The sequence below is a fragment of the Leptospira sanjuanensis genome (assembly GCF_022267375.1).
GTDB classification, from domain to species: Bacteria; Spirochaetota; Leptospiria; order Leptospirales; family Leptospiraceae; genus Leptospira; species Leptospira sanjuanensis.
Genome location: NZ_JAIZBH010000001.1, coordinates 3,300,001 through 3,318,062 on the forward strand (window position 1 = coordinate 3,300,001; position 18,062 = coordinate 3,318,062).

General features: G+C 44.4%; 17 protein-coding genes (1 of these 17 running past the window's edge). 10 read left to right on the plus strand and 7 right to left on the minus strand.

The genetic code is table 11. From position 1 onward, the window contains the following. On the minus strand, window positions 1-495 hold the 5' portion of the coding sequence (locus LFX17_RS14895; protein WP_238747210.1) for a CDGSH iron-sulfur domain-containing protein. It extends 135 nt beyond the left edge of the window; only the first 495 of its 630 coding nucleotides appear in the window; the start codon lies at window positions 493-495; the stop codon falls past the left edge of the window. A 132-nt stretch (window positions 496-627) separates the two neighbouring features. Continuing rightward, on the minus strand, window positions 628-1,632 hold the full coding sequence (locus LFX17_RS14900; RefSeq protein WP_238747211.1) for a hypothetical protein: 1,005 nt from the start codon (window positions 1,630-1,632) through the stop codon (window positions 628-630). Window positions 1,633-2,113: 481 nt separating this feature from the next. On the opposite strand from LFX17_RS14900, the gene LFX17_RS14905 reads away from it, so the two are divergent. The 5 genes from LFX17_RS14905 to LFX17_RS14925 all read left to right on the plus strand — a co-directional run bounded on the left by LFX17_RS14905 (window position 2,114) and on the right by LFX17_RS14925 (window position 8,689). Continuing rightward, window positions 2,114-3,484 carry a DUF389 domain-containing protein gene (locus LFX17_RS14905; protein WP_406600682.1) on the plus strand — a complete coding sequence of 457 codons (1,371 nt, stop codon included), beginning with the start codon at window positions 2,114-2,116 and terminating at the stop codon, window positions 3,482-3,484. Window positions 3,485-3,559: 75 nt separating this feature from the next. After that, the gene (locus tag LFX17_RS14910; protein WP_238747213.1) at window positions 3,560-5,788 is read left to right on the plus strand and encodes a bifunctional alpha,alpha-trehalose-phosphate synthase (UDP-forming)/trehalose-phosphatase; all 2,229 of its coding nucleotides are present in this window, start codon (window positions 3,560-3,562) and stop codon (window positions 5,786-5,788) included. A gap of 17 nt (window positions 5,789-5,805) precedes the next feature. Further along, complete coding sequence (locus tag LFX17_RS14915) at window positions 5,806-7,569, plus strand: glycoside hydrolase family 15 protein (RefSeq protein WP_238747804.1); 1,764 nt, start codon at window positions 5,806-5,808, stop codon at window positions 7,567-7,569. A gap of 320 nt (window positions 7,570-7,889) precedes the next feature. After that, window positions 7,890-8,402 carry a neutral/alkaline non-lysosomal ceramidase N-terminal domain-containing protein gene (locus LFX17_RS14920; protein WP_238747214.1) on the plus strand — a complete coding sequence of 171 codons (513 nt, stop codon included), beginning with the start codon at window positions 7,890-7,892 and terminating at the stop codon, window positions 8,400-8,402. After that, window positions 8,345-8,689: a neutral/alkaline non-lysosomal ceramidase C-terminal domain-containing protein gene (locus tag LFX17_RS14925; RefSeq protein WP_238747215.1), complete on the plus strand. Its 345-nt coding sequence runs from the start codon at window positions 8,345-8,347 to the stop codon at window positions 8,687-8,689. Before LFX17_RS14920 ends, LFX17_RS14925 begins: the two co-directional genes overlap by 58 nt. A 70-nt stretch (window positions 8,690-8,759) precedes the next feature. On the opposite strand, the gene LFX17_RS14930 is transcribed toward LFX17_RS14925, so the two are convergent. Together LFX17_RS14930 and LFX17_RS14935 are read right to left on the minus strand one after the other, a co-directional pair. After that, the gene (locus tag LFX17_RS14930) at window positions 8,760-9,380 is read right to left on the minus strand and encodes a trimeric intracellular cation channel family protein (protein WP_238730914.1); all 621 of its coding nucleotides are present in this window, start codon (window positions 9,378-9,380) and stop codon (window positions 8,760-8,762) included. 34 nt (window positions 9,381-9,414) lie between these two features. Beyond that, window positions 9,415-10,104 carry an HAD-IA family hydrolase gene (locus LFX17_RS14935; RefSeq protein WP_238747216.1) on the minus strand — a complete coding sequence of 230 codons (690 nt, stop codon included), beginning with the start codon at window positions 10,102-10,104 and terminating at the stop codon, window positions 9,415-9,417. A 104-nt stretch (window positions 10,105-10,208) separates the two neighbouring features. On the opposite strand from LFX17_RS14935, the gene LFX17_RS14940 reads away from it, so the two are divergent. The 3 genes from LFX17_RS14940 to LFX17_RS14950 all read left to right on the plus strand — a co-directional run bounded on the left by LFX17_RS14940 (window position 10,209) and on the right by LFX17_RS14950 (window position 12,917). Continuing rightward, window positions 10,209-10,901 carry a DJ-1/PfpI family protein gene (locus LFX17_RS14940; RefSeq protein WP_238747806.1) on the plus strand — a complete coding sequence of 231 codons (693 nt, stop codon included), beginning with the start codon at window positions 10,209-10,211 and terminating at the stop codon, window positions 10,899-10,901. 423 nt (window positions 10,902-11,324) lie between these two features. Further along, a complete protein-coding gene (locus LFX17_RS14945; protein ID WP_238747808.1) occupies window positions 11,325-12,314 on the plus strand; it encodes an aldo/keto reductase in 990 nt (329 codons plus the stop codon). 3 nt (window positions 12,315-12,317) lie between these two features. Beyond that, window positions 12,318-12,917: a TetR/AcrR family transcriptional regulator gene (locus LFX17_RS14950; protein WP_238730917.1), complete on the plus strand. Its 600-nt coding sequence runs from the start codon at window positions 12,318-12,320 to the stop codon at window positions 12,915-12,917. 132 nt (window positions 12,918-13,049) lie between these two features. Here LFX17_RS14950 and LFX17_RS14955 read toward each other — a convergent pair whose 3' ends face one another. Next, complete coding sequence (locus LFX17_RS14955) at window positions 13,050-14,261, minus strand: serine hydrolase domain-containing protein (RefSeq protein ID WP_238747217.1); 1,212 nt, start codon at window positions 14,259-14,261, stop codon at window positions 13,050-13,052. 182 nt (window positions 14,262-14,443) lie between these two features. On the opposite strand from LFX17_RS14955, the gene LFX17_RS14960 reads away from it, so the two are divergent. Together LFX17_RS14960 and cutA are read left to right on the plus strand one after the other, a co-directional pair. Beyond that, entirely contained in the window at window positions 14,444-14,923 is a 480-nt protein-coding gene (locus LFX17_RS14960) for an LIC_10730 family protein (RefSeq protein ID WP_238730919.1), read from the plus strand. Between the two features lie 179 nt (window positions 14,924-15,102). Next, complete coding sequence (gene cutA, locus LFX17_RS14965) at window positions 15,103-15,435, plus strand: divalent-cation tolerance protein CutA (protein ID WP_238730920.1); 333 nt, start codon at window positions 15,103-15,105, stop codon at window positions 15,433-15,435. A 7-nt stretch (window positions 15,436-15,442) separates the two neighbouring features. On the opposite strand, the gene LFX17_RS14970 is transcribed toward cutA, so the two are convergent. Continuing rightward, window positions 15,443-16,045: a rhomboid family intramembrane serine protease gene (locus tag LFX17_RS14970; RefSeq protein WP_238730921.1), complete on the minus strand. Its 603-nt coding sequence runs from the start codon at window positions 16,043-16,045 to the stop codon at window positions 15,443-15,445. Window positions 16,046-16,061: 16 nt separating this feature from the next. Further along, on the minus strand, window positions 16,062-18,062 hold the full coding sequence (uvrB, locus tag LFX17_RS14975) for an excinuclease ABC subunit UvrB (protein WP_238730922.1): 2,001 nt from the start codon (window positions 18,060-18,062) through the stop codon (window positions 16,062-16,064).

The window sequence follows — 18,062 nt, forward strand, 5'->3', positions numbered from 1 at the left end:
GCTCACTTTTAAGGGACCGTTGTGAATCGGTTTGATCGTTACTTTTCCGTTCCTAACTTCCAACGGAAAAGATTCTTCCGTTAAAGGTTCGCCGGTAGCAGCGAATCCTATCCCGTTATGACTGGAATCGCAGAACGGTTTGTTTTTGGAGGCGCCGCAACGACATAACGTTACGCGAAACCCTGAATCCGTTTGTCCTATGATTTCCAAGTCGGCATGGAACGCAAGCGGACCGTTTTCGCGGACTCGAACTACGTTTACAAGAGGAGCTTTTTCGTTTTCCGATTCGATCTTACTCGTAAAACGAATCGCACCGGAAGGACAGTTCAGCGCAAGATTTTGAATTTCACCCGAAGTTGCGCGCTCGGGATAAATCCATTCTCCCTTTACGTTCGGAACGAAAACGTCCGGTCGATTGAGAACACAATTTCTGGAATGGATGCACTTTTTTCCGTCAAACTGAATCGTGATATTCTTACCGGAAACCGTTTCCATGTTTTACTCCTGAATCGAATAAAAACTATATCCTAAAAGAAAAATAAACCAAGTAGAATCGCGTAAAGACGTCCGAAGGTTCGCCGATTCGTAGAATACTCCCGAATAAAAAACGGAGAATTTCGATTCTTCTTAAACCTCCGGTTTCATTCCGTGCGAAAAATCGTCGGTAAGAATTTCGAATGCGGCTTTGCGATTCGAAGTTAATTTCAAAAAAGCAGGATCCTCTTTTCTTTTTACGTAAAGTTCCGCGCTCGCTATCTTACTGTTAAGACAATGTTTCCAACCGCCGGGCGGGTTCCAATATTGAAGACAAGCGAAGTCGTTCGGTTCCGCGTAGATTCTTCCTTTGAGTTGAATCTCGTTCGAACTCGCGGAAAAATTCCAATCGAAGTAGCGATAGTTCGCTCTTCCGAAACCGCCGAGAGGGTGATTGAGTTTATAATCCTTACCGCGAAAACGAAACACGATCGGCGTGATCGCCGGAGTCCAAATCGGTCCGATCTTCAACTTAGCCGTTGCAAGTTCCAAAAAAGAATCCGGCTCTTCCGCAAAGCCGACGACCTGCCCCCAAGCATATTGATCGGTGTGCTTCGATCCCCAGTTATGATTGTGGCTTCCGATCCAATCTTCGATCGAAACTTCATCGGAGCCGAGTTTTAAGGTTCCCGAAAGTTTGATCCGAGGATTTCCGACCAACACCTTCGCTTTCGGAAAACCTCCTTCGTACAGATTTTCCGGAAAAAGAAAAAGCGGAGGACTGCCGCCGGAAATTTTCAAATCCCAGAAAAAATTCTCCGGACCTTTTTTATTTCCGGCCTTTCCGATTAAATAAGAATCCGTCAGTTCCGATCCGCCGATCACAATGGAAAGCGGAGCGGATTGAAACTTGCATTGATCGATCGGGAACTCCGACTTGGAAACGAAGTGGCTTTTTTTGTCCCCGTCGAAATAGATCGCCCAAAGTTCGCCGATCGCTTTTTCGGGATGTTTTTTCGGAGAAAAAATCGTATAACGAATCCATAATGCTCGATGCGAATTCGGATCGTTTGCTCGGACGAACCAGCTTTCATAGTGACCGTTCGGATCGTTCGGCTTAAATCTAGGATGATTGAAATTGGAAAGAATCCCGTTCATATCGTAGTCTGATCTCCTTTTACCGATGAATATATCGAATCCGCTTAGCATAAAGATCGGATCAAAATCCTTTTTGCCGTTAGAACAATCGGATCTTTTTCGTTTTTTTTGGGATACAAAACCCTCGATTCTAGATTCAAAGTCGACTCGTTGTCTCATTTTTTACCGATCCAATCGACCTCGACAACAAAAAAAAGAAACAACACATTATACAATAATAATATACCTACGGAACGCAAGATTGTCCAATACCCTTCTCCCTCGATGTTCCACTCAATTCAAGATTTTCAGAATAGAATTTACACTTTACAGGATCTTATCGTTTTGTATTCTTTTCACAAGCGAATCGAAAACTTTACAGCGTGTCCCAAAACCTAATTTTACTTTACCGGAAAGATCAGCTGCAAGGTTCTGTCCCGATTTTGGGACAGGTTCTTAGAAGAACATTCTCTTTTAAAAATTTTCGAAAAAGGTTCTTGTCATGACGTTTAAAGGAACGAAGTCCCCCTCATTCTCGACGATTTTTCGACAATTCGTGGATTATACTGTCGATCTATTTCACATCGTTGATGATACGGATCAAAAGGGAACCGTCGATGCGATAAAAAAGGGGATAGAATTTAAGGGTGTAAACGTCTGGACTTTGATTATCGCGATCTTCATCGCTTCCATTGGATTAAATACGAATTCGACCGCGGTCATTATCGGCGCAATGCTGATCTCGCCTCTAATGGGACCGATTTTAGGCGCCGGTCTTGCATTAGGAATTTATGATTTTTCTTTGCTGAATAAGTCTCTCAAAAACGTAGCCGTAATGACCGTTTTGAGTTTGGGAGCTTCCGCGATTTATTTTTGGCTTTCGCCGCTTTCCGATGCTCAATCGGAACTTTTAGCGAGAACGTATCCTACGATTTACGACGTCTTGATCGCCTCGCTCGGCGGATTGGCCGGAATTATCGCCGCCTCACGAAAAGATAAAACTTCAAACGCGATCCCCGGAGTTGCAATCGCAACGGCTTTGATGCCCCCTCTCTGCACTGCGGGATACGGCCTTGCCAATCTAAATCTCAAATATTTCTTAGGAGCGATTTATCTTTACTTGATTAACTGTGTTTTTATTGGAATCAGCACGTTAATCGCCGTTCGTTATTTAAAATTTAAGAAAATTACGTATCCGGACAAGGAAACGGAAAAGAGGATCGCGAGATATGTCTATGCAATTTCTTTAATACTTCTGCTTCCAAGCTTGATTTTGGCCTACGACTTAATCAAAGAATCCACATTTAAAAAGAACGCGCGAATATTTATCGATAGTAATTTTAAATCGGAAAAAAGCAGGATCTTGAGCGTAAATTTCCGTTCAAGCGGAGGTTCAAAACAAATCGAGATTTCCATTATCGGCGAACCTCTTTCCGAATCCGTGATTTCACATCTCGAATCGAGTTTACCTCAATTCGGATTGGAAGAAACAGAATTAAAAATTATTCAACCGTTTTCTTCGGAAGAAAAGCAGGAGACTTTTTCGAAGGATCTAGGACTCGGAATCAACTCCCGCTTTAAGACGAAAGACGAGAAAATCATTTTTTTAGAGAACGAAATCCGATCCATGAACAACCCGAACAATTTGATTCCCAAAATCACCAAGGAAATAAATATCCTTTTTCCAAATGTAAGGTCTTTTTCGTTCGGAGACTTACTTGTTCAAAACGTTCAAGACTTAAGTTCAACGAAGGAGAATACGATCCTTGTGGAATGGAAACCCGCAACGAATAAAACCGATAAGAAAAGACTCGAGTTGTATCTGAAATCAAGGTTGAATATTGAAACTATAAAAGTGTTGGAGATTCATTGAGTCTTGAACTTTCGATATTAAAGTGGATACGAATTCCATTTTTATTTTTCGATAGAAACGTTACAAAAATTTGATATGGATAATGCGGTAAATCGACTGATCATAGTTTCCAATCGTCTGCCTTTGAATTTTTCTTTCGAAGAGGGAGTTCCTCATATCGAAAGAAGTGTAGGCGGGTTGGCTACCGGACTCAGTTCGTTTTTGGAATCGGTCGGAAGCGAGAATTCGGATTTTTCGGAATATCTTTGGGTAGGCTGGCCGGGAACGACAGTAACGGAAGAACAACGACTTGTCGTAAAAAAAATCTCCCAAGAAAATTTCTCTTGTTCGCCTGTATTCCTTTCGGCAACGGAAACGGATTGGTTTTACACCGGTTTCTGCAATAGCACGCTTTGGCCGCTATTTCATTATTTTCCATCCTACGCGATTTACGAAGAGGAGCACTGGAAAACATACAAAGACGTTAACGAAAAATTTTCGAACGCCATCGGCGAAATTTACCGGCCGGGTGATACTATATGGATCCACGATTATCATCTGTTCCTTTTACCTGCGTCGATTAAGAAAAAGTTTCCAGATTCTAAAGTCGGCTTTTTTCTACACATTCCGTTTCCACACTTCGAAGTTTATAGACTATTGCCGATGAACTGGCGAAAAGAATTGCTCGAAGGAATTCTCGGATCGGATCTGGTCGGATTTCACACGCACGATTATACTCAGTATTTTTTACGATGTGTTCTCCGAATCTTAGGCTTTGATAATAGCCTGGGGTTACTGCACTACAACGATCGATTGGTAAAAGTCGAAACGTTTCCGATGGGAATTCATTATTCTAAATTTAGAAACTATTCTCTAACGGAAGAATGCGCTATAAAGAGAAACGAATTCAAGATCGGTTTTTCGGGAAAAAAAATCGTATTATCGGTGGATCGGCTTGATTATTCCAAAGGAGTTCATAAACGACTCGAAGCATTTCAATGGTTTTTGAATAAATATCCGGAATGGTCTGAAAAAGTCATTCTTCTTATGATCGTCGTTCCTTCCAGGGAAAACGTGGAAAAATATTCGGAAATGCGTGATCAGATCGAAGGAATGATCGGACGTATCAATGGACTTTTCGGAACTTTAGATTGGAATCCAATCGTATATCTTTATAAATCCTTTTCTTTCGAAGATCTTGTCGCCTTATACGGCGCAAGCGACGTCGGCTTGGTGACCCCTCTCCGCGACGGTATGAATTTGGTAGCCAAAGAATATCTTGCAAGTCAAGTCGATAACGAAGGCGTTTTAATTCTTTCAGAAATGGCGGGTGCGGCTAAAGAATTAGGCGAAGCTATTTTAATTAACCCTAATAATCCGGACGACGTAGCGAACGCGATACATCAGGCCTTTTTACTCAGTTCGGCCAAAAAACAAGAATGTCTCAAACATATGATCAAAAGAATCGCTCGTTACGACGTGAATAAGTGGGCTGCGGATTTTTTAGAACGTCTTGAAGAGACTCATAAAAAGGAAAAGGATCTTTCCGCAAAGGTGTTGGAGGGAACGATTCGCGCGCAAATTCTGAACGATTATCAAAATTCGAAAAAAAGAATACTATTCCTTGATTATGACGGAACTTTAGTTCCGTTTAATAATGAGCCGAAATCGGCTCTGCCCGATCCTGAAGTATTAAACTTATTGAATACAATCTCTTCTGAAGAAAATAACAAAATTTATATAGTGAGCGGAAGAAGCAAGGACTGGCTCGATTCCGTCTTCGGGGATCTAAATTTGGGATACATAGCTGAACACGGCGTATGGTTTCGCGAAGGGAAAAACTGGGAACTCTTTCGGGAAATTTCCGGTTCTTGGAAATCGGAATTGTTTCCGATTTTGGAACAGTACGCAGACCGGCTGCCAGGTTCCTTTGTGGAGGAAAAAGAATATTCTCTCGTATGGCATTATCGAGCTTCCGATTCGGATGCAGGAAACTTAAGAGCAAGGGAATTGTTGAACGACTTAGTAAATTACACATCCAACATAGACGTTCAGGTTCTACCAGGAAACAAGGTTGTCGAAGTAAAATGTGCAGGCGTCAATAAAGGTCTTGCAGTTAAAAAGGTTACGTCCGAATCGGATTGGGACTTTATCGTTGCGATCGGCGACGATTGGACGGACGAAGATATGTTTCGGGAATTACCCGATGGTTCCAATACGATCAAAGTCGGATTAGGAACGACGGCCGCGAACTATTATTTACGCAGACAGCCCGACGTGATCCGTTTTCTAAAGGATCTTTCAGATCTAAGGAAAAAAGTTTGAACAAACACTCTTATAAAATGGGTTTGATTGGTAACTGTTCCTTCATTGCACAGATATCGGAGGATACCAATGTCGAATGGCTTTGTTGGCCGAAATTCGATTCTTCGTTTATATTCGGCTCTTTATTGGATAAAAAAAAAGGAGGGGAATTCAGGATTCTACCTATAGATGAACGTGCGCATTATAATCAAAGCTATTTAGAAAATACGAATATTCTAAAATCGAACGTAAAAACGGAAGACGGAGAATTTGAAGTCGTCGATTTTGCACCCAGATTTTTCGAACACGAAAGATATTATAAACCCTTAATGTTAGTCCGCAAAATTAAACCGTTACGCGGATCTCCGAAAATCAGGATAATATGCGACCCCAAAGGAGACTACGGACGAATTGATCCGGTAATGCAGATAGGGAGTAATCACATTCGATATAGCGGTTTGGATTCGGATGTTCGCCTCACTTCCAATATTCCGATTCAATATATCCTGAACCGGTCGGAATTCTTACTGAACGAAACGAAGTATCTTGTCTTAACTTACGGTGAACCGCTTGAAAGTTCTTTGGAAAAAACTTCCGAAACACTTCTTGCGCGATCGAAGGAATATTGGCAAAGCTGGGTAAAACACTGTTCCATCGGCGAATTTAGACAAAGTTCCGTAATCCGTTCCGCGTTGGCATTGAAACTTCATCAATATCAAGATACAGGTGCGATCATCGCAGCATCCACGACGAGTCTTCCTGAATCGCCGGGAAGCGAAAGAAACTGGGACTATAGGTATTGTTGGATTAGAGACGCTTTTTATACGTTAAACGCGTTCAGTAATGTTGGCCATTTCGAGGAGATGGAGAAATACTCTTATTTTTTGGAGAACATCGCTTCCCGAAATAAGGAAAGAATTCAACCTTTGTTTTCGATTACCGGCGAAGAAAGGATCGAAGAGAAAATAATTGAGCTGGCAGGATACCTCGATAACAAACCCGTGCGTGTCGGAAACCAAGCTTATACGCACATTCAAAACGATGTATACGGTCAGATGCTTTTATCCATCGCGCCTTTATATTTAGATTATCGATTTTCTCACAAAAAAATTCCTTCCTCCGCGATTATCGTAAAGGAACTATTAGAGCATATTAAAAACACAATGGACCAACCGGACGCAGGTCTTTGGGAATTCAGAAATCTTTCCCAAAAACACTGTTATACGTTCTTATTTCACTGGGCGGGTTGTACCGCTGCGGAGAAGATCGGGAGAAAAATCGGCGATCGAAAAATTTGGAGTATTGCCGCCGAATTGAAACAACAAGCCGCGGAGCGAATCGAAACCTGTTACGATTCAACAAGAGGAGTCTATACTCAGGCGGAAGGTGTCTCGAACTTAGACGCGAGTCTATTACAACTGATCAGCATGGGTTATCTGGATAGAAATTCATCCAAGGCCGCCCAACATTTAAAGGTCTTAGAATCCGAATTGAGAACTCCGGAAGGTCTATTCTACAGATATAAACATTCGGATGATTTCGGCGTTCCGAAAACCACGTTTCTTGTCTGTGCATTCTGGTACGTAGATGCTTTAACGTGCGTCGGTCGAGTTCGCGATGCGATAGAAGTCTTCGACACGTTGACTAATTTTTCGAATCACTTAGGACTATTCTCGGAAGATATCGATCCCGTAGACGGGTCGCAATGGGGAAATTTTCCGCAAACGTACAGTCATGTCGGTTTAATGAATTCCGCCTTTCGGATTTCCAGAAAATTGGACAAACCGCTCTTTTTATCATAAAAAGTCTCTCTTAAGAATTTAGATAAACATGACTTAAGCTATTTTAAATCGTGCTATTAGTTATCACCTACCCGTTTTTAAGAACGCACAATATCCGATCGAATCCTAATCTTTACGAATGAAAAATTATTCCGACTTCGGATTATCGCCCGCTTATATTCCGAGTATATTATAAATTCTTAAACCGAAAAAGTCGTTCGAAAGAAAACACATCGTCGTTTTCTTTTTTATCGAACGCTTGAATTTTACGCCTAATTATAATTTTTGTTTGACCTTCTTTGAATTTCGGATACGCCTCCAAGAGTTCGGAGGAAATAAAAATGAAAAAAGAGAATTGGAAAATCGCATTTATACTACTAATCTGCTCTGCATTTGCGGAATGTTCCGAAAAGAAAAACGACAACGACGCAATCTTATCGTTGCTAAACGAAGAAATCGCCTCCACAAATCTAAACGGTCACAAGCCTAACAACGGACAAACGCAGCTTACGTCGACCGCGCCTGACGTATTTCTAATCGGAGCGGGAAAGGCGGACATTACCGGTCCGTTTGTTCAATCAAGCACCGGCTACAATAGTCCCGGAGATCAAATGTCCGGTCTGGCAATGCGTCTGTTTTCAAGAGCCTTTGTCATCGAACGCCCGGGAGGAAACACGGTCGCAATCGTTACGAACGACATGCTTCACATGTATCAAAGCGTAAAAAAGGATACGCTTCTTATCTTGTGGAAACTTCGATGGGAAACAATTTTGTCGCGGCGTTCCCCCAAGGTCCGATGGGAGATTCAAGTCCGAATCAGCCGAATCCCGCGGACATCACGAAACCGTTTCTAAGACCGAACGACTTAGATCCGAATCTCGACGCTCTGGAAAATCCGATCGTTCACGGAGCCCAATGGACTACGATCGCTACGGATAACAACCCTTATACGGCGTTCGATTGGGTAAGAACGGGAGGAGATCTTTCGCCTACTTCGGAAGTTACGATCACTTGGCTGATTCGGAATCAAAGTCAGGGAACATACAGAATCGTCTACAACGGTCTTGCAAAACAATTCTGGGTATTCTTTTGGACCTATAAAAAAGTCACGGGTATATCCAAAGAATTCATATTGCAGTAAATCGGATTTCCGTTTCAAAAAGAAGCCGCGATGTCCGCCCCGAGGCGCTGCTTTTTTTCCGATAATCCGCCTAATACGGAAGACGGAACAATGGAAGGGATAAATTAAAACGTACCGCCACGATTCGGATCGTCACGACTAAAAGAACGGAAAGTCCCATGTTCCAGTCGGAATTCACATTCAAATATCCTAATAGAATATAGAGCGTAGCGCCCGCAAGACAAGCGGTCGCGTAAATTTCCTTTCGAAAGATCAAGGGGACTTCGTTGATCAAAGTGTCTCGAATCACTCCTCCGAAAATCGCTGAGATCATTCCGAGAATGACCGATCCGAACGGATTGACTCCGGTTGCAAGTGAGATCTTCGTTCCGATCACCGTATAAATGCCGATTCCGATGGAATCGAAGAGAAACATCTCCCTCCGAAATCTTCCCCAATAGCGAGCGAACAAAAGAGTGACGATAAAGCCGATAAAGATCGCCCAGAGTACGTTTTCATCCCGAACCCAAGCGACCGGATAATTGCCGAGAGTGATGTCTCTCAGAGTTCCTCCTCCGATCGCGGTGATAAAGCCCGTAAAAAACGCGCTGAAAATATCGTGATGATGTCCCTTCTTTTCGGCCGCGGCCAACGCGCCCGAAATCGCAAAAAAACCGACTCCGGTCAGTTCGATATAATATGATAAATCCATAATATTTAAGATTTTTTTGAAATTTTTCCGACTTTTATAAATGTTCTATCAATTCGGAAAGCGTTTGAATATCTCCGTCTTTCTTTTTCAAATACGACCTCCAACCGAGCGATTTCGGAACGGCGACGTCGAGATCGTATTTATCTCCGCAATATACGAGGGATTCTCCCGGAAGTTCCACAAGACGCATCGCTTCCTCAAAAATCTTCGGAGACGGCTTTTCGTAACCGAACTCGGCGCTTACGATTACCGGATTCAAATATTCTAATATTCCTTTCGCTTCCAGAAGCGCTTTGAGTCTGTGATCCCAATTCGAAATCACGCCGAGTCCCCAATTCTCATTTTTACAATGATCCTTGAGATCCCAAAATCCAGGATCGACGGTCCAAAGCTCCGGGTCCGCAAATCTATGATAGATGATCGGAAAGGCTTTTTCAATCGATACACGATCCGGAATTCTTTCCAAAAAATCCTCGAGCAGTTCCTTCCACCAGCCCGGCGTCCCTCCCGGATGATGTTGGTATTTGTCGCGATGTTCAGGCGGCGCATTCTCATTCATCCTATGCCAAGATTCGGAAAAAGCCTTCCGATAGATTTCTCCCGCATTCTTTTCTTTTTTTAAACCGGCTTCCAAAAGGACTTCAAGATAAGTCTCACCCGCCGATTTTTTCAGATGAAGAATCGTGTCACCCACGTCCAAGAACAGATATTTATGATAACGCACGGACTTACTTTTATCGACCCCGAAGTTTTTGCATCAAGGTTTCGATCGTATTTTCAAATTCAAAAATGACTTGTAAGTCGCGTTCCAAGATTCATGCTCTGGGTATGCCCGCGAACTTCTCTATCGGAATCTTTATCTTTTCCGGCGTCACACAACTCGACTTCACCGGACCTTACGAAGTGTTTTCGAGAATCCCGAACGCTAAGGTTTTTCTTTTTGCGCAAACGAAAGGGGCGATCACTACGGAATCGGGAATGAAGTTCATCCCCGATTATGATTTTTCGGATTGTCCCGATCTGGACATTCTTCTCGTTCCGGGCGGCTCCGGCACGACGATCTTAATGGAAGAATTCGAGGTTCTTGATTTTTTAAAAGAGAAAGCGGAGAAGTCCAAGTTCATCACTTCCGTCTGCACGGGTTCCTTGGTTCTCGCGGCGGCGGGTCTTCTCGACGGTTACAAAGCGACCACACACTGGCTTTCTTTGGATGTTTTAAAATTATTTCCGGTTCAGATCTCGGGAGAACGTTTCGTAAAGGATCGAAACAGAATCACCGGCGGCGGCGTTACCGCAGGAATCGACTTTGCGCTTTTCCTAACCGCCGAATTTTTCGGAACCGATCTTGCGGAAGAAATTCAATTGATGATCGAATACAATCCGGCCCCTCCGTTTACTTCCGGTCATCCTACGACGGCGACTTCTCATTTGGTTGCGAAGGTGAAGTCAAGTCGGGAGACCGCTCAGAATCGTCGGAAGGCCGCCGCGATCCGAGTCTTAGAAGCGCGACCGAGAAATTAACGAACCGACGGACGCGGATTCGTCCGAGCATTCGGAGATGGTGTGTGAACTCCTGCGTTTTTCCGATTGTTCGGAAATATGTAGGAACTCCTTCCTATTTTTGAAAACGGAGACGATGTAGGATCTCCTACTCAGACGTTCAGAACTGAGAACAAAATTTACAGAAGTTCCTTCGTTTTTGTGGGAACTCCCCCATTTCACAAAAAAAATTCGACCCACGGGAGAATTCTCCCCCATGCCTAAATTGAATCAAAACCTACGTTTCTTCTTTAATGAGACAGAATCCAGGGACGAAAGTCCCATCGAACGATCCGGTTGTAAGAGTTCCCACATTCCTAAAATCACAGTAAATTCTTGACCTTTAGTTACAAATTACATATTTTGTTATTTGTAACTAAAGGTATTCCAGGAGAAATTCAAATGATGAAGCAAAGAAAGTTAGGAGCACAAGGACCGCTCGTTTCCGAAATCGGTCTCGGTTGTATGGGAATGTCGGACTTTTACGGCACAAAGGAGACTCGAGACAGGGGCGAAAGCATTCGCACGATTCACGCCGCTCTGGATGCGGGAATCAATCTTCTGAACACGGGGGATTTTTACGGGATCGGGCACAACGAGTTGTTGATTGCGGAGGCATTGAAGTCGGTCTCGAACCGACCGCTGATCAGCGTAAAGTTCGGGGCAATGAGAACTCCGCAAGGAGGGTTTACGGGTTACGACGCAAGACCCGCCGCGGTCAAAAATTTCGCCGCGTACTCTCTAACCCGACTCGGAGCGGAAGCGATCGACATCTATCAACCGTCCCGCGTGGATCCGACCATACCGATCGAAGAAACGGTGGGCGCGATCAAAGAGCTGATCGAGGAAGGAAAAGTGCGTTATCTCGGATTATCGGAGGCTTCTCCCGAAAATATACGACGTGCGCATAAAATTCATCCCGTGACCGCGTTGGAGATCGAATACTCGTTGGCTACGAGGTTGATCGAAAAGGAAATTCTTTCCACAGCAAGAGAACTCGGAATCGGCATTGTCGCGTACGGAGTTCTGTCCAGAGGGCTTCTTACCGGAAAAATTTCGGGCCAACTGGAAAACGGAGATTTTAGAAATCATTCCCCTCGCTTTATGGGAAAAAACCTTGAATCCAATCTGGAGCGGGTCAATCTGCTTCAAGAACTCGCAAAGGAAAAAGGCTGTAGTCCCGCACAACTCGCGATCGCTTGGGTGCTTCATCAAGGAAACGATATCGTTCCTTTGATCGGTTCCACAAAGACGGGAAGTCTGAAAGAAAACTTAGAAGCGCTGAACATATCTCTCAACCGCGAAGAATTGAATCGAATCTCGGAAGCGTTTCCGGACGGTTCCTTCCAAGGAGAAAGATATCCCGCGCTTCAGATGCAGACCGTAGCCAAATGATGTATGCCCAGAACAGGCTTAACGCCGGACGAACTTTATAACAAGGCGCTCGATTCGACGGAGGAAGAAATCCGACGCAACGGAGTCGAACGTCTCAAGCTGACCGACATTGCAAGAGAGCTCAATGTCAGTCACGCGGCTCTCTATAAATTTTTTTCGGACAAACAGTCTCTTCTGGACGAGGTTTCCAAACGGTGGTTGGATAGAATCGATCGGGAATTGGAAAGAATTTCGAAACAGAATTCTCCGGTCGAAACGATCCTCACCGAATGGTTCACAACCTTACACACGATGAAACGGGAAAAGGTTCTTTCCGATCCGCGCCTATTCGGCGCGTTCAACCTCTCCGCCGAAAAAACGAGACCTTTTGTGGTTTCCCACCTCGACCACATGGCAAAGCTGCTTGAAGACTTAGTACAAACGGGAATTTCAAACGGAACGTTTCATTGTTCGAACGCGAAAGAAGGAGCGAGAATTCTCTTCGAAGGAACCGCGTCCTTTCACCATCCTCGTTTGGTTTTGGAATCGATCGAAGAGGATCGCAGACAGGCGTTAGACGCTCTTTTGAAAACCTTGATTGCGGGTTTGAAATCGAAATCTTGATCCGTTATTTACACAGACATCCCCCGCGACCGAAGATCCTCGCTCGAACACGAAGCGGAAAAATCCCCGCACTCGATTGACGCCGCAGGATTTTCCGTTTACTCCATTTGAACTTTAGAATATATCACTATTTTAATGTTTATGATGAATCAGATGCGGTTCGTCCAAGTCCTTCCATAACGCCGAATTTCCGATCGTAATCGAAGCCTCGTGAATTTCCCTTAAGAATGCTTCTTCCTTTTCCGGATTTTTTTTCTTATCTTTCGAATCCAAAGATTCCTTTACGCCCGCAAGAATCTTATCCAGAAGAAACGAAATCGGTTTGTCCCAAATCGCCGAAGTGGCCACGATCACCATTCTTCGGTGAGGAATCACATACACGAACTGACTTCCCTTTCCGTTCGCCATAAACGTTTTTTTGCCTTCGAACTGGTGCATCCACAATTGATAACCGTAATTCTGCGACGCCCCCGGTCGAATCGCCTGTTTGATCCAGTCGGACTTGAGGATTTTTTTACCTCGGTAAATTCCGTTATCCAAATACAGAACACCTAACTTCAACATGTCGATCGGCTTGAGTCTTAAACCGAAACCCGCGGTTTGTCTTCCCGACGGAGAAGTATACCATTCATATCCTTTGAAATCGAGCCAAGCGAACAAAGTCTTTTCCGCAAACTGGAGCAAGGTCATACCCGCCTTGTTTTCCAAAACCGCGGCGGCAAGTTGAGAATCTCCGTTGCTGTAATCGAACTTCGTACCGGGTTTATCCTTCACTTCGGGAAGCAATGCGATGACGAGAGGATCTTCCGCGGTACGAATGTCTTCCCGTTCGGGAAACTCGGACCAACGCATTCCGGAAGCCATGTGAAGAACGTCTCTGAGTTTTAAGGATTCTTTTCCATCCAAAAGAGGAAAGGGAAGATTGCCGAGAGAACGAAGAGAATTCATCACTGGTTCGTCCACGTTTTTCAGAACGCCTTCCAAGTTGAGAATTCCGAGTAAGGTGGAAGTGACAGTTTTCGTCACGGAATAAACGCTGTGATTGTGGTCGCGTGTCACACCTCCCGCGTAACGTTCCATCACGAGTTTGCCGTCTTTAAAGACCAGAAGAGCGCGGACTTCAATTCCTTCGTCGCGTATCGATTTTGATAAGCGAAGTAGCGGGGCTGAATCCAAACCGGCTTCTTCGGGAAGGCCGATCGGAAATCCTTCGAAAGGAGTTCGATTCAATTGTTTCGGAACGAACGAACGTGCCGCGCTTCGCAAAGCGACTTCTCCCTCGGGCTGGGTGGAGGCGCAGGAAAGAACAAATCCGATCCAAATCAAAAAAAGCCAAATTCTCATACAACACTCACTCTTTCTAATAAAACAACCAAATCGATTCTTTTTCTTTTCGATTTCCTCATTTTGAAATTTATTGAGCGATCGAAGTTGCGCCCCATAGGAAGCAACTTGCTGAGTTCAGAATACGAGATTTGAATCGCTTTTTTTCGGATCTTCTGCGAAACTTCAGAAAGGCCTTTTCGATGAACCGTACATTCGTTCTTCATTCTTTATTGATTTTCTTTTTATGCGTCGCTGTTCCGAACCTGGGTTGTCTCGTTCGAGTGGATTGGGACGCAAACGAGAAGAATGTCAAAAAATCCCCTTCTCCCGATGCGTTTCCGACGGCGGAGGACGCAAACCTTACGCAGGCGGAACGAGCGAAGCTGATAAGGGAAGGAAAGCTGACGCCTCTTTCTCCGGACGGCCTCTCATTGATTCACGGCCGAGATTCCGGTTTTTCCTACGAACACGCCTGCACGCAACTTCTTGCAAAGTGCCAGGGGAATTGTATGGAGGAATGGTATCCGTTCACGTCCATTTTCTTGCCGATCATCGGTTACAGAAGCGCGAAACAAAGACAATGTATGGACCGATGCAATCAATTCTGCAAACTTCCGAGTAGAATTCTTTCGGGAGAAACAAGCACAACTCCGACGACTCCCGGCCCTCAAAGTCAGTGAGGTCCAATCAAAAATCCTAATATACCTTTCACCCTCTTAAAACCCTAAAAAAACGACGTTTTTTATACCGTTCCAATTTTAATTCCGAAGAGATTCTTATAATTATCATTTCCGTTTAACGGTTAAAAATTTCTTGCCATTTCCGACAAATCGCCGATGATTTCCTACCTGGAGAAAACATGGCCGACTCAAAAGAAATCGTCGTATTTACAACGCTAAGCGATCGGGATCTCGCGGAGATTCAGATTTCAGAAATGCTTCAGGAAGGAATCATCATATCGGGAACGATTTTTCCCGAAGTTACGTTGATGTATCAGTGGGACGGAAAGATCGCGATGGATACGGAAAACAAGATCATGATTAAGGCGAGATCGGATCAATATCCTAAAATCGAAGAATTCATCATGAAACATCACCCATACCTCGCTCCGGAAATCATCCGTCTCGACGTAAGTTTCGGAAGCGAGAACTATCGTAAATTCATTAAAACGAAGATCGATAAGGCGGGTTGATCGGCTCTTAACCTTCTCCGCCGCCCGTCATATTTCTCAAAACCCTGCCGATGATTTCGGGTTCCAGTAAAAGGGCAAATGCAATTCCGCATAACGCACCCCAAAGATGCGCGTCGTGATTGATTCCATCCGACGCCGCGTTTCGCGAAGAAAAATACGTATACACGAGATAAAGAACTGCGTAGATCGCGCCGGGAATCGGGATCGGAATAAACATCATATAAAGCGACAAACCCGGATAAAACAGAATCGTAGCGAACAAAACTCCGCAAACGCCGCCCGACGCTCCGAGGGTCGCATAAAGCGGGTTATCCGAATTCTTTTTCCAGGAAATGACGCTCGTAATCAGAATCGTTCCTAAATAAAAAATCAAAAACTTGATCGGCCCAACGGTCAGTTCCAGATTCTTCCCAAAAGAATAAAACGAAACCATGTTGAAGATCAAATGCATCCAATCGGCGTGAATAAAACCGGAAGTAAGAAGCGTGTAATAATTCTTATCCCTCTCCAATCGATACGGTGTTAGAATGAATTTTCCGAGCTTTTCCTCGGAGGCAAAACACCAAACGCTCAAACCGAAAGTGACAAGACAAATCAGTATCGTAATCAAGATAAATTCCTTTGTGTTAGTTTTCTGCGGAAGAATCGCCCGTCTGAATCGACAACATCTTATCCCGTAAGATCGCGGCTCTTTCAAAGTCCAGATCCTTGGCGGCCTTCATCATCTCTTCGCGGAGTTTATCCTTCAATTCTTCCTTGTTCGGGAATTTCTTGGAATTGAATTTCTTGTCCACGTCTTCGAGAATCAGGTCTTCGGAGGTTTGTTCTTTTTCTTCCCTTTCTATGATGTCGCTGACTTCTTTTTTGATGGTGAGCGGAGTGATTCCGAACTTCAGGTTGTGTTCTTCCTGAATATGCCTCCGCCGTTTCGTTTCGTCGATCGCCTTAGCCATCGAGTCCGTCATCTTATCCGCGTAAAGAATCGCGGTTCCGTTCACGTTTCTCGCCGCGCGGCCGATGGTCTGTATGAGAGATTTATAATTTCTTAAAAAACCTTCCTTGTCCGCGTCCAAAATCGCGACCAAAGAAACCTCGGGAATATCCAAACCTTCCCGTAAAAGATTGATCCCGATCAGAACGTCGTGAATCCCCTTCCGCAAATCGCGGATGATCGCGACACGATCCAAGGTTTCCACTTCGGAGTGGAGATAAGCGACCTTCAAACCGATCTCCTCGTAATAATCCGTCAAATCTTCCGACATTTTTTTCGTGAGAGTCGTCACCAAAACGCGTTCTCCCGCTTCGATCCGTTTACGGATTTCGACGAGAAGATCTTCGATCTGATTTTTAGTGGGACGCACTTCCACGATCGGATCCAAAAGTCCGGTGGGACGAATGATCTGCTCCACAACTTTGGTACTTTTTTCCAATTCGTATTCTGCCGGAGTCGCGGAAACATACAACGTTTTCGGAGTCAATGATTCGAATTCGTTGAAGTTCAAAGGACGGTTGTCGAGCGCGCTCGGAAGACGAAAACCGAAGTCGACTAACGTCTGTTTGCGGGCCTTATCCCCCGCAAACATTCCTCCTATCTGAGGAATCGTAACGTGCGACTCGTCCACGATCAAAAGGAATTCTCCCTGAAAATAGTCGATGAGGCAAGCGGGACGTTCTCCCGCTTTTCTTCCCGTTAAATGTCTGGAATAGTTTTCGATTCCGTTGCAGTATCCCATCTCCTGAAGCATTTCCATATCGTAATTCGTACGGGAAGTGATGCGTTCCGCTTCGAGAAGTTTGTTGTTCTTTCTAAAAAAATCCGCCTGCATTTCCATTTCGGAACGGATGTTTTCCACGGCTTCTTTGACCTTGGGACCGGAAGTGATGAAGTGTTTTGCGGGATATATATACGCTTTTTCTAATTTAAGAAGCGTTTGCGCCGTTACCGGATTGATTCTGCTGATCGAGTCGATCTCGTCCCCGAAAAATTCGATCCGAATTCCGTCGGTATGGTATGCAGGATAAATTTCGATCGAATCCCCTCTTACGCGGAAGTTTCCCCTCGAAAAATCGATGTCGTTGCGATTGTATTGAATATGAAGAAGTTTGCGGATCACCGCGTCGCGCTCTATCGTATCGCCGACTTTTAATGCGACAACCGAATTCGTATATTCTTCCGGCGAACCCAAACCGTAGATGCAGGAAACAGAACTAACGATGACCACGTCCTCCCGTTCCAAAAGGGAAGAAGTCGCGCGCAACCTGAGTTTATCGATCTCTTCGTTGATCGAGCTGTCCTTTTCGATAAACGTATCGGAAGAAGGGACATACGCTTCCGGTTGATAATAATCGTAATACGAAACGAAGTATTCCACCGCGTTTTCGGGAAAGAATTCCTTGAATTCGCGGAAGAGCTGCGCCGCCAAAGTTTTGTTATGCGACAAGACGAGCGTAGGCAATCCGAGATTCTGAATCACCTGAGCCATCGTAAACGTTTTACCGGAACCGGTCACCCCCACGAGGGTGACTTTTTCTTCTCCTTTTTTAAAGGAAGAAGCGATGTTTTCGATCGCCTTAACCTGATCTCCGGCGGGTTGATATGCGGAATGGATTTTAAATACGGCTGCCAT

Coding starts and splice junctions, on each gene's coding strand:
- LFX17_RS14900 (WP_238747211.1), bottom strand. CDS start 1,632: ATGAACGGGATTCTTTCCAATTTCAATCATCCTAGATTTAAGCCGAAC.
- LFX17_RS14925 (WP_238747215.1), top strand. CDS start 8,345: ATGGGAGATTCAAGTCCGAATCAGCCGAATCCCGCGGACATCACGAAA.
- LFX17_RS14945 (WP_238747808.1), top strand. CDS start 11,325: ATGAAGCAAAGAAAGTTAGGAGCACAAGGACCGCTCGTTTCCGAAATC.
- LFX17_RS14955 (WP_238747217.1), bottom strand. CDS start 14,261: ATGAGAATTTGGCTTTTTTTGATTTGGATCGGATTTGTTCTTTCCTGC.
- LFX17_RS14910 (WP_238747213.1), top strand. CDS start 3,560: ATGGATAATGCGGTAAATCGACTGATCATAGTTTCCAATCGTCTGCCT.
- LFX17_RS14960 (WP_238730919.1), top strand. CDS start 14,444: ATGAACCGTACATTCGTTCTTCATTCTTTATTGATTTTCTTTTTATGC.
- LFX17_RS14930 (WP_238730914.1), bottom strand. CDS start 9,380: ATGGATTTATCATATTATATCGAACTGACCGGAGTCGGTTTTTTTGCG.
- LFX17_RS14915 (WP_238747804.1), top strand. CDS start 5,806: ATGGGTTTGATTGGTAACTGTTCCTTCATTGCACAGATATCGGAGGAT.
- LFX17_RS14905 (WP_406600682.1), top strand. CDS start 2,114: ATGACGTTTAAAGGAACGAAGTCCCCCTCATTCTCGACGATTTTTCGA.
- uvrB (WP_238730922.1), bottom strand. CDS start 18,062: ATGGCAGCCGTATTTAAAATCCATTCCGCATATCAACCCGCCGGAGAT.
- cutA (WP_238730920.1), top strand. CDS start 15,103: ATGGCCGACTCAAAAGAAATCGTCGTATTTACAACGCTAAGCGATCGG.
- LFX17_RS14940 (WP_238747806.1), top strand. CDS start 10,209: ATGCCCGCGAACTTCTCTATCGGAATCTTTATCTTTTCCGGCGTCACA.
- LFX17_RS14950 (WP_238730917.1), top strand. CDS start 12,318: ATGCCCAGAACAGGCTTAACGCCGGACGAACTTTATAACAAGGCGCTC.
- LFX17_RS14920 (WP_238747214.1), top strand. CDS start 7,890: ATGAAAAAAGAGAATTGGAAAATCGCATTTATACTACTAATCTGCTCT.